A 10732-nucleotide genomic window follows, 5' to 3' on the forward strand; every position below is an offset into this window, starting at 1 on the left:
ACTACTGCACTACCAGCACGGGTATCCGTACCTTATGTCTCACCTGGTTGGTAGTCTCTCCATATATCCAGTCTTTAATGCCGGTATGGCCATGACCTCCCAGTACGAGAAAATCTGCTTCTTCTTCTTTTACAATGCGAACAATCTCCTCCGCCCGGTGTCTGTATCCAAGCAGGCCCCTGGCGCGGATGTTCCGTGAATGTAATAACGTTACATACGTTTCCATCTGCTCTTTATCCTTCCTGGTTTCGAAATCGTCCGATTCTCTGCCAAGATATCTTGCAGAAGCGCTTTCCACTATATGTATCAGTAGATATTCCGTATGTGGGTTGCCGTGAGCAAGCGCGTTGGAAATGATCTTCTCATCGTCCAGGCTGAAATCCAGCGCCATAGCTATCCTGTTATACACAGGCGGCTCTATGTTGTTCAATGTCAGCTCATGCACAGGATGTATACGTGCAGAGGCTTTCTGCTGGTAACGGCTGATCAGCGGATAAAGAATGGTGACCAGCAACAACGCCAGGAAACCTATTCCGGCAATGATGATGATAACGTCTACAACAGGATTGCCATCACCACTGATATAATCTGCCGCTTCTGTATACACCATGCGTGTATTGAGATATACCAGCACAGCAGTAATGATCCAGCCTGCCACCTTCACTGCCGGCTTTACGGCGAAGTTGCCCATCGTCTTTTTATCACTTACAAAGTGGATCAGCGGGATGATGGCAAAGCCCAGCTGGAGGCTTAACAACACCTGGCTGAATACCAGCAGTTCTCCTACCTTCTCAGGTCCTGACAGCAGGATGACCAGCAGCGCCGGCACAATGGCCAGCAGCCGGGTAAGCAACCGGCGGAGCCAGGGATTGATACGCAGGCGCAGATACCCCTCCATAACTATCTGCCCGGCCAGCGTACCTGTTACGGTAGAGCTTTGCCCCGCGGCTATCAGCGCTACTGCAAACAGGGTAGGGGCCAGTTTGTTGCCCAGCAGCTTTTCCAGCAGCTGATGTGCGTCCTGTATCTCCGCCACATTTGTACGGCCCGTCTTGAAGAACACAGCCGCTGCCAGTATCAGGATAGCAGCATTGACAAAGAACGCCAGGTTCAGCGCTACAGCGCTGTCTATAAAGTTCAGTTTCAGCGCCTGTTTAATGCCTGCATCATCCCTTTTGATCTTGCGTGTCTGCACCAGGGCAGAATGCAGGTAAAGGTTGTGAGGCATGACAGTAGCGCCTATGATGCCTATAGCTATATAAAGGGCGGTATTGTCAGGAAGAGAGGGAATAAAGCCGGTAACCACTTCATTCATAGCAGGTTTTGCCATAAATAGCTCTATCAGGAAAGACAGGCCTACAATAGCTACCAGCGCAATAATAAAGGCTTCCATCTTACGGATCCCGTAACGTTGCAATACCAGCAACAGGAAAGTATCAAACACGGTGATGCTGACGCCCCATGCAAGCGGAAGACCTGTCAGCAGCTGTATCCCGATAGCCATACCCAGCACTTCCGCCAGGTCTGTAGCCGCTATCGCCACTTCTGCAAGTATATAAAGAATGAAATTGATAAGAGGAGGATAGGTTTCACGGTTGGCCTGCGCAAGGTCCCGCCCCCTCACAATACCCAGGCGGGCACTGAGGCTCTGCAGAAGCAGGGCCATGAGGTTGCTCATAAGCAGCACCCACAACAGTTTATAACCGTACTGGCTGCCGCCGGCAAGGTCTGTAGCCCAGTTGCCCGGATCCATATATCCTACGCTGACAAGGTATGCAGGCCCAAAAAAGGCCAGCAGCTTCCTCCAGCGGGAAATTCCATTGGTGGTTGTATCTACACTTTGATGTACTTCGCCTAAAGAAATGTGCTGATGATCCATAGTGTTTCAAATAAGTGCAATGGCCCGCCATAGCAGACCATGTATTATATCGGTTTTACCATTATGCTTTTTGATACCTGCTCGCTGATGGTAAAGGCAGGTTGATTCTTGATCTTCAGTTCTATGGAGTTATCAAACTCGTAACGCTCAATCACGTCCAGCTGAGTACCCAGGCGTATCCCCTTGGCATTGAGGAATTCCAGCAGGGCGGTAGATCTGTCCGATACGGCCACTACTTCCAGTCGTTTGGCCCGCGCCTTATGAAGAGAGGTCTGTATACGGGGCTTTCCCATTTTGCCATGAGCGTCCGGGATCGGGTCTCCATGAGGGTCTGTAGTGGGATTGCCTAAAAATTCACTTAAACGGTTGGTGAGCTTTTCACTGCGTACATGCTCCAGCTCTTCTGCCAGTTCATGTACCTCCTCCCAGCTGAATGCCAGCTTATTGACAAGAAAACATTCCCATAGCCTGTGCCTCCGAATGATCTGCAAAGCAGTTTTTTTGCCTTCAGCAGTAAGATTTATACCCTGGTACTTTTCATAGTCGATCAGCTTTTTCTCCTTCAGCTTCTTCGCCATGTCCGTCACAGATGCAGGCTTTGTGTCAAGTTCTGCCGCCAGGGCATTGGTTGTAACTGAATCCGGGCTATCTTCTTCCAATTTGTAGATCGACTTGATATAATTCTCCTCTGCAATTGACAAATTCATATCTCTTAAAATAAAGTTTAGGTAAATCTAAATAAAACGTGCCAGATATACAAATGATTGCCTTTTGGAAGTGCACCGGTTTAAATTCTTAGCCGGCCGCAGGCCCCAAAAAGCGCCCTCAAAAAATCGCTTTTACCGAAGGTAAAAGCGATTTTTTGAGCAGTTTCTTCGCATTGAGCATAATATAAAGCTTCAAACTGCTGCACCACCCCTTTTAGTTACACACATTTCCCCCTTATTTTGATCATATCATTTTTTTCTCTAACTTTTCGGCCGTAATAAACAAGCACATACGCATGAACAAGCTAATGTTGGTAGTACTATCTATCGGCCTCCTGGCTGGTTGTGGATCAAAGAAAGACAAAAAAGGAAAGGACGCACTGACATTTGAAGACTTCCGCCAGTTATTCAATACTGCATCACTGCCGTATAAGCTGACCCCGGATTCCCTGAAAACCAAAGTTGCTGATTCTTCCGTGATCACAACGGAACTGTTGCAACAGTTCCTGACAGATACACTGGCCAAAGCAGACTTCCCCGAGAACGCTGCTATAAGGTACTATCCCGTGGCATATATACAGGGGGCCGCAGTGAATTATTTCGTAGTAAAAGCTGTAGGCAAATCTGCCACTACTGCATATATCTGTTTCCTCGATAAAAAAGGTAAATACCTGAACAGGCTGGCGGCAGCAAAGATAGATGGACAGAATGAACAACACTATTTCTCGATCGATGGTAAACAGGTGGTTAAAGTAACCAACGAGATCCAGATCGCTCCCGGACGTACCGCCACAAGAGAGGATTTCTACGGTGTATCAGATAACGGGCAAACTACCCTTATCATGACCAACTCCAGTGGAGAAGCCGCTGCAGGACAGATATTCAACCCTATAGATACCCTGCCGGCAAAGCATAAATTATCTGGCGATTATTTTGCAGGCGAAAGCGGCCTCGTATCTATACGCGATGGAGAAGATCCAAAGTCTTTCCAGTTCTTCATCACATTCTCCAAAGAGAAAACCGGTTGTAAAGGAGAGCTTTCCGGTCACGGACGTTTTACCAGTGCTAACAAGGGAGAATATAAGGACAAGGAAACAGACTGTGGCATCGCTTTCCAGTTTGCCTCGGGAAGAGTGAGCATCAGAGAAATAGGTGGATGTGGCGCCTACAGGGGCATTCGTTGCTTCTTTGAAGGCAGCTATGCAAAGAAAAAGTAAATGATATCTTTATAGGATGAGACTCCGCTTCCGTTCAGGGGGCGGAGTTTTTTTTATTGTTCCCGCTCTATAATGGTCAGGAAATCTTGCCTGTCTATCATACGTGCCCCCAGGGAAGCCAGGTGTTCCGTATATACCTGGCAATCTATCAGAACAAGGCCCTGGGCTTCAGCATGTTTTACAAAAGTGATAAAGGCTGCTTTGGAAGCATTGCTTACATGACTGAACATAGATTCTCCAAAAAAGCACCTGCCCAGCTGTATACCATAAAACCCGCCAACCAGCTTCCCATCCTCCCAGCATTCCACAGAATGGGCATAGCCATTCTTATGCAGGTCTGTATATGCCTGTTCCACCTCTTCCGTAATCCAGGTACCATGCTGTCCCGGACGGTAGGTATGACGGCAGCCGGATATAACGCCGGCAAAATCCTTGTTGAAGGTAATAGTGAAAAGACCCTTCTTCAGCACCTGCTTCATGCTGGCAGATATCTTCAGTTCACCGGGAAATAATACAAAGCGGGGATCGGGGCTCCACCATAAGATAGGTGGTTCGTCATACCAGGGAAAGATACCCTGGCTGTAGGCAAGCAATAAACGCTGAGCTGTCAGGTCACCTCCATAAGCCAGCAGGCCATCAGGTTCTGCAAGTGCAACAGGAGGAAAGATCAGTTCTTCTGTCAGCTCAAATACAGGCATCCCGTTCAGCTTTCTACAGCTTCTTCTAAAGTAGCGCTGATGCCTCTGTCTAACAAGGCCTCGCACATGGGACGGAGTTGAGTGAACTCTCCCTGTTTTACAGCGTATTTTCCGTTATGATGGATGATGAGGGCACATTGCTCAGCCTGTTCCTGGGTATGGTCACATACTTCTATCAGTGACTGGATCACCCAATCAAAAGTATTGACTTCATCGTTCCATACGATAAGACTAAAGGGGAACTGTTCATCTTCAGCTACCAACACATCTTCCCATTCTCTGGTTTGCGTACCTGTTTGCTTACGCTCGCTCATATCCGGTATTACATTTACACAAAACTACGTCTAATAATCGTTAAAGTAAACAGGAAAGTTCAGGTTTCCCGGCCATGCACTATACAAAAAGAAATTGCGCAACAAACGCTTTAGCCGTATTATTGTACTCATCAGATTTAAGGTTATGAACATATTGAAAGGCATTAATTTATTGATGAATATTGCATTACCGCTGAAAGACCCGGTGCCCATCTTTTCTTTGGTATTATTTATCATTCTCCTGGCACCGATCATCCTGCGTAAATTCCGCATTCCCAGTATCATAGGACTGATACTGGCAGGCATGGCAATAGGGGACCATGGTTTTAAGATCATTGAAAAAGGCAGTATAGACCTGTTTGGTAAAGCCGGCTTATTATATATCATGTTCCTGGCAGGCCTGGAACTGGACATGACAGAGTTCAGGAAAAACCGCAACAGAAGCCTTGTCTTTGGCGCATTTACTTTCTTCATACCATTAACGCTGGGGTACCTTGTCTGTACCTACCTGCTTCACTTTAATTTCATGGCTACTTTGCTGGTATCCAGCATGTTTGCCACACATACACTGGTAGCTTATCCGCTGGCCAGCCGACTGGGTATTACAAAGAATGAAGCCGTAACCGTAGCCGTTGGAGGCACCATCATCACAGATACCGCCGTGCTGGTCATCCTGGCAGTCATTACCGGCGCTACAGCAGGTAACCTGAACACTGATTTCTGGGTCAGGCTTTCCGTATCCCTGGCCGTATTCACCATTATTGTATTATGGATCTTCCCGATGATTGGACGCTGGTTCTTCAGGAAGATCAAGGACGATAAAACTTCCCACTTCATCTTTGTACTGGCATTGGTGTTCCTGGCCGCTTTCCTGGCTGAGCTGGCCGGGGTGGAAGGCATCATAGGCGCCTTCCTGGCCGGACTGGCATTGAACCAGCTGATACCGCATACTTCCTCTCTCATGAACAGGATAGAGTTTACAGGTAACGCCCTGTTCATTCCGTTCTTCCTGATCAGCGTGGGAATGCTGGTAGATCTCCGCGTATTGCTGAAAGGCCCGGAAGCTTTGCTGATAGCAGGTACCCTCACCGTAATGGCCCTGGTAAGCAAATGGCTGGCGGCATTCTTTACCCAGCTCTCATTCAGGTATACTGCCACCCAGCGTAATGTCATTTTCGGCTTAAGCAGCGCCCATGCGGCGGCCACTATTGCTGTGATACTGATCGGGTTCAACATGGGCATTATCAATGAGAACGTGTTGAATGGTACCGTAGTGCTCATCCTTATTACCTGCCTGGTAGGTTCTTTCGTAACAGAGAGCGCAGGCCGCAAGCTGGCCATTGTAGAGGCAGAGCGTAAGCCGGCTGCCGAAGGTACGCCTGAACGTGTGCTGGTGCCTATTTCAAAACAGGAGCATATGGAATCGCTGCTGGACTTTGCCCTGATGATCAAAGATCCGCATGCAGATACACCTATCTACCCGCTTGCAGTACTGCAGGACGATGAAGAAGCTAAAGAGAAAGTGCCTCTTACAAATAAGATCATGGAAGCCGCTGTTGTACATGCTGCCGCCACAGAAAGCAAGGTGCAGGCCGTTACCCGTATTGATCTGAACGTATCCGACGGTATTGCAAGGGCAGCCAAAGAACTCATGATCACAGATGTGGTGCTGGGATGGACAGATAAAACGAGTACGACTGAACGCTTGTTCGGCTCCATCTTCGGTACTACGTTGGACAACATACTGCAAAGTGTATGGGAAACCATTTATGTGTGCGACTTCCATCACCCGTTAAATACCACACGTAAAATGGTGCTGGTAATGCCTAAGAATGCGGAATATGAAGTAGGCTTTACGCATTACCTCCAGAAGCTCTTTATCCTCAGCAAACAGGTGGGAGCGAGGATACTGCTTTGCTGCCACCATAAAACACAGGAAGTGATAGAAGGCCTTTTACAGCAGTCCAGGCAAAGCGTGGATATTGCATACAGGCAGTTTGATAATATTGAAGAACTGCTGGTGCTGGCGCGCGATATTACCAGTAACGACCTGGTAGTGGTGGTGACAGCCCGTAAAGGCAGCCTGTCTTACCGCCCTTACCTGGATGGCATGCCTTCCCGCTTAAGCAGGCATTTTACAGACCATAATGTTGTACTGATCTATCCTGAACAGACGGAGATAGATTATGTGGAAGCAGGCTTGCAACCGGAAGATCTCACGTTGGCGCCTATACAGGAACAGCTGGATAACCTGAATAAGCTGGGTAAAGTGGTGAAGAGGATACTGAAAGGGAAGAATAAGTAAACATGATTTATAGCTGCACGCAGCGAAAAAAAGAATGCTTTTGCCTTTGGGTGAAAGCATTCTTTTGAAGGGGATAAGGACCTGTATAAAACAAAAAAGCAGTTACAAACCTGTAACTGCTTTTTCTGTGGGAGTTGACGGATTCGAACCATCGACCCTCTGCTTGTAAGGCAGATGCTCTGAACCAGCTGAGCTAAACTCCCTTGAACTAAAATACCAGTAAAAAAATTTAAAGAGTGGGAGTTGACGGATTCGAACCATCGACCCTCTGCTTGTAAGGCAGATGCTCTGAACCAGCTGAGCTAAACTCCCTCTTTTTCTTTCGTTACCATCAGGCCTTTCGTCTGATGGGATTGCAAAGGTATAAACTATTTTTATTCTGCCAAATTTTTTTTGAAACTTTTGAAAGATTATAGTTTTTGATTTCTCTCAAACGCTGTGATAGCAAGTGTTTCCAGTTGCTGCAAATTATTTGCACAATGATATATAAAGAACTTTTCTGAGAAGAATGCAGATGAAAAATACTAACGCAGTTCCCAGTCAACCAGCTGGTTTACCCATTCCTGTCTGTGTGGAGTGGTTACCTTGATATAGTTGTCTGTATACCCTTCCATCATACCATCTTTGCTATGTCCTTCAAACAGCACTTTACGGGTCTGACCGGTGTATTGTTCATTGAAGTACGATTGTTTTTTATGGCTCAGGTTGCGCAGCATTTTATTACGCTCATTGCGGACGTTTACCGGAATAACCGGTTGTATGTCCAGGGCATGGGTGTTGGCGCGTTCTGAATAGGTGAATACATGCAGGTAAGATACATCCAGCCCATGAAGGAAATCATACGTTTCCTGGAAGCGTTCATCTGTTTCTGCGGGGAACCCTACAATGACGTCTACGCCTATGCTGCAGTGTGGCATGAACTGTTTGATCATGGCTACTTTTTCTGCATACAGCTCACGGCGGTAACGGCGGCGCATCAGTCCCAGTATTTCATTACTGCCGCTCTGCAGTGGTATATGGAAGTGAGGCATGAATTTGCGGCTGTTGGCTACAAATTCTATGATCTCATTACTAAGCAGGTTTGGTTCTATAGAAGAGATGCGGTAGCGTTCAATACCTTCCACCTCATCCAGTGCCTGTACCAGTTCAAAAAATGTCTCCTCCCGTTTTTTACCGCCCTCAAAGCCCTTTCCGAAGTCGCCCAGGTTAACGCCGGTCAGTACAATTTCCTTTACGCCATTGCCGGCCAGGGTAGTAGCTTGTTTCACCACATTGGCAACACTGTCGCTACGGCTTTTACCGCGGGCCATGGGAATGGTACAGAATGCGCAGGTATAGTCGCATCCGTCCTGTACCTTCAGGAAGGTGCGGGTACGGTCGTTCAGGGAGTAGGAGGCATGGAAGGTGTTCACTTCTTCAATATCGCAGGAACATATCTTGGCGCTATCGCCTTTGGTGAGGGTCTTCAGATGGTCTACTATGTTGAACTTCTCTGCAGCGCCCAATACCAGGTCCACCCCTTCAATCCCGGCAATTTCTTCCGGTTTGAGCTGGGCATAACAGCCGGTAATAACCACCATGCTGCCGGGCGCTCTCCGCTGTATACGGCGTACCAGCTGCCGGCACTCCTTGTCGGCATTATCTGTAACAGAGCAGGTGTTGATCACATATACGTCGGCCTGCCCTTCAAACTCCGTTTTCACAAAACCATCCTGTTCCAGCAACCTGCTGATAGAGGAGGTCTCTGAAAAGTTCAGCTTACAGCCGAGGGTGTGAAACGCTACTGTTTTACCTGTTGTCATAAGGAGGGCAAAGTTAGCACCTTTTTTGGTAGCGCATCAGTTTGAATTTTCCAGCCGGCCGCCGGCCAGACTCTTCCTCCTCCAAAACCGTGTTTTACCGAAGGTGACGCCCCCTTCGTTCAAAAAATCAGCCTCGCACAGCGCAAAAAACGCTCTCTCCAAAACCGTGTTACCGAAGGTGACGCCCCCTTCGTTCAAAAAATCAGCCTCGCACAGCGCAAAAAACGCTCTCTCCAAAACCGTGTTTTACCGAAGATGACGTCCCCTTTATTCAAAAATCAGCCGCGCGCAGCGCAAAAAACGCTCTCTCCAAAACTGTGTTTTACCGAAGATGACGTCCCCTTTATTCAAAAATCAGCCGCGCGCAGCGCAAAAAAGATCCCCCTCAAAAACAGGGTTTTGCCGAAGGCGAAACCCCTGTTTTTGAGCAGTTGCACATCAAAAAGAAATTTAAACTAATACACTCCCCTTTTTTTTGTATCGATTATATTGCTAAAATTGTATAGATTGCCGCCGCATGAGCAATGCTATTATAGTAATCAGAGCATAACATGAAATCAAAGGGTAAGTATATACCTATGTTGTTATTGGCGGTATTGCTGTGGCTGGCCTGGCAGCAGCAATGGTGGAAGGGCCCCGGACGTCCTTCCCAGTCACGCACACATAACAATTCCACTACAACTGTCAGAAGAACACCGGTTAGCGGACCTGCAGCACTGAATCGTCACTCTCCGCTCAGATTCACCCGCCACGCCCGTTGCAGGATGGAATGCCGTCATATTACCGAAGCAGAAGTGGCTGAAATCCTGGAATTCGGAACACTCAACACAGAAAAATCCAATCCGATGGACGAACCCTGTCCAACTTACGCCCTGGAAGGCTATTCCGAAGAAGGACAACACCTGAGAGTTGTTTTTGCCCCCTGCGGGAACGAAGACAGCATCCGGGTGGTGACCTGCATAGACCTTGATAAAGAGTGGAGTTGCAGTTGCAATTAGGTATTTCCAGCTGTAAACAGTAATTTTCCGGCTTGCTTTCGATAAAAGAGACTGGCATTATTATGAAGTTATTGTTTAAGCCATTGCGTGTGGTGTATCTTATATATGCTGCAATTGTATTCCTGGGTATCATGTTCCTGATCCTTCCCTTTATTTTCCTCGCATCTTTTCTCGGAAGAGTGAAGGGAGGAAATATCGTTTTCTATTTCCTGCGTTTCTGGTCACATACCTGGTTCCCGGCCGTAGGCATCATGGTGAAAAGGATCTATGAATGGGACAGGAAAGATAAAACGCCCTACCTGTACGTTGTAAATCACTGCTCTTACCTGGATGCAGCACTGGCCGTACAGGTAATGCGCCTGCCTTTCCGCCCGCTGGGAAAGATAGAGATGCAGAAGATCCCCTTCTTCGGGTTCATTTATAAACAGTCTGTAGTACCGGTCGATCGCTCAGACGCCAAAGCCCGTTCCCGCAGCGTACGTGAAATGATTGCTGTGCTGAAACATGGCATCTCCATCCTGATATTTCCTGAAGGCACTACCAACAGTACCAATAAAATATTACAACCCTTCCATAACGGTGCATTCCGTATAGCCATAGAAACACAGACACCCATACAGCCTGTATTATACCTGGACAACCGTAAAAGGCTGCCCTCAGGCGGATTGAAGCTGAACCCCGGCCGCTGCCGCGTAGTATACCTTCCGCCCGTTCCTGTAACAGGACTTACTATGGAAGACCTGCCCGCCCTCAAACAACAGGTGTTTGAGATTATGGAAGGAGAATTGAAAGCAAGAATATAATTTCCTGTC

At 47.5% G+C, this 10732-nt stretch carries 10 protein-coding genes and 2 tRNA genes; 4 read left to right on the forward strand and 8 right to left on the reverse strand.

Annotated features, from left to right (window positions below; genetic code table 11):
• Window position 1: 1 nt before the first annotated feature.
• Window positions 2–1879, reverse strand: coding sequence for an Nramp family divalent metal transporter (locus GO493_RS24855; protein ID WP_157308941.1), 1878 nt, complete (start codon window positions 1877–1879; stop codon window positions 2–4).
• Between the two features lie 44 nt (window positions 1880–1923).
• Window positions 1924–2586, reverse strand: a complete 663-nt coding sequence (locus GO493_RS24860; protein ID WP_157308942.1) for a metal-dependent transcriptional regulator — start codon at window positions 2584–2586, stop codon at window positions 1924–1926.
• Between the two features lie 296 nt (window positions 2587–2882).
• Here GO493_RS24860 and GO493_RS24865 point away from each other — a divergent pair, with 296 nt between their 5' ends.
• Window positions 2883–3803, forward strand: coding sequence for a hypothetical protein (locus tag GO493_RS24865; protein WP_157308943.1), 921 nt, complete (start codon window positions 2883–2885; stop codon window positions 3801–3803).
• 53 nt (window positions 3804–3856) lie between these two features.
• On the opposite strand, the gene aat is transcribed toward GO493_RS24865, so the two are convergent.
• Window positions 3857–4501 carry a leucyl/phenylalanyl-tRNA--protein transferase gene (gene aat / locus GO493_RS24870; RefSeq protein WP_157308944.1) on the reverse strand — a complete coding sequence of 215 codons (645 nt, stop codon included), beginning with the start codon at window positions 4499–4501 and terminating at the stop codon, window positions 3857–3859.
• A 5-nt stretch (window positions 4502–4506) separates the two neighbouring features.
• The gene (locus GO493_RS24875) at window positions 4507–4815 is read right to left on the reverse strand and encodes an ATP-dependent Clp protease adaptor ClpS (protein ID WP_157308945.1); all 309 of its coding nucleotides are present in this window, start codon (window positions 4813–4815) and stop codon (window positions 4507–4509) included.
• 145 nt (window positions 4816–4960) lie between these two features.
• Between GO493_RS24875 and GO493_RS24880 the strand changes: the two genes are divergently transcribed.
• Window positions 4961–7120: a cation:proton antiporter gene (locus GO493_RS24880; RefSeq protein WP_157308946.1), complete on the forward strand. Its 2160-nt coding sequence runs from the start codon at window positions 4961–4963 to the stop codon at window positions 7118–7120.
• Window positions 7121–7248: 128 nt separating this feature from the next.
• Here the strand turns inward: GO493_RS24880 and GO493_RS24885 are convergent.
• From GO493_RS24885 to GO493_RS24900, 4 genes are all read right to left on the reverse strand, one after another.
• Window positions 7249–7323: transfer RNA gene (locus GO493_RS24885), tRNA-Val, on the reverse strand.
• Between the two features lie 34 nt (window positions 7324–7357).
• Window positions 7358–7432 (reverse strand) — tRNA-Val (locus GO493_RS24890).
• Window positions 7433–7644: 212 nt separating this feature from the next.
• Complete coding sequence (gene mtaB, locus GO493_RS24895; protein ID WP_157308947.1) at window positions 7645–8922, reverse strand: tRNA (N(6)-L-threonylcarbamoyladenosine(37)-C(2))-methylthiotransferase MtaB; 1278 nt, start codon at window positions 8920–8922, stop codon at window positions 7645–7647.
• Window positions 8923–8958: 36 nt separating this feature from the next.
• Window positions 8959–9159, reverse strand: a complete 201-nt coding sequence (locus tag GO493_RS24900; protein ID WP_157308948.1) for a hypothetical protein — start codon at window positions 9157–9159, stop codon at window positions 8959–8961.
• Between the two features lie 314 nt (window positions 9160–9473).
• Between GO493_RS24900 and GO493_RS24905 the strand changes: the two genes are divergently transcribed.
• Both GO493_RS24905 and GO493_RS24910 read left to right on the forward strand, forming a co-directional pair.
• Window positions 9474–9920, forward strand: coding sequence for a DUF4258 domain-containing protein (locus GO493_RS24905; RefSeq protein WP_157308949.1), 447 nt, complete (start codon window positions 9474–9476; stop codon window positions 9918–9920).
• A 62-nt stretch (window positions 9921–9982) separates the two neighbouring features.
• Entirely contained in the window at window positions 9983–10723 is a 741-nt protein-coding gene (locus tag GO493_RS24910) for a lysophospholipid acyltransferase family protein (RefSeq protein WP_157308950.1), read from the forward strand.
• The last annotated feature ends 9 nt before the right edge of the window (window positions 10724–10732 follow it).

Source organism: Chitinophaga tropicalis (genome assembly GCF_009758205.1).
Taxonomy (GTDB): Bacteria; Bacteroidota; Bacteroidia; order Chitinophagales; family Chitinophagaceae; genus Chitinophaga; species Chitinophaga tropicalis.

Bases quoted from the DNA above. Each gene is read 5' to 3' on its own strand.
- GO493_RS24855 (WP_157308941.1), bottom strand. From the start codon at position 1,879: ATGGATCATCAGCACATTTCTTTAGGCGAAGTACATCAAAGTGTAGAT.
- GO493_RS24860 (WP_157308942.1), bottom strand. From the start codon at position 2,586: ATGAATTTGTCAATTGCAGAGGAGAATTATATCAAGTCGATCTACAAA.
- GO493_RS24865 (WP_157308943.1), top strand. From the start codon at position 2,883: ATGAACAAGCTAATGTTGGTAGTACTATCTATCGGCCTCCTGGCTGGT.
- aat (WP_157308944.1), bottom strand. From the start codon at position 4,501: ATGCCTGTATTTGAGCTGACAGAAGAACTGATCTTTCCTCCTGTTGCA.
- GO493_RS24875 (WP_157308945.1), bottom strand. From the start codon at position 4,815: ATGAGCGAGCGTAAGCAAACAGGTACGCAAACCAGAGAATGGGAAGAT.
- GO493_RS24880 (WP_157308946.1), top strand. From the start codon at position 4,961: ATGAACATATTGAAAGGCATTAATTTATTGATGAATATTGCATTACCG.
- mtaB (WP_157308947.1), bottom strand. From the start codon at position 8,922: ATGACAACAGGTAAAACAGTAGCGTTTCACACCCTCGGCTGTAAGCTG.
- GO493_RS24905 (WP_157308949.1), top strand. From the start codon at position 9,474: ATGAAATCAAAGGGTAAGTATATACCTATGTTGTTATTGGCGGTATTG.
- GO493_RS24910 (WP_157308950.1), top strand. From the start codon at position 9,983: ATGAAGTTATTGTTTAAGCCATTGCGTGTGGTGTATCTTATATATGCT.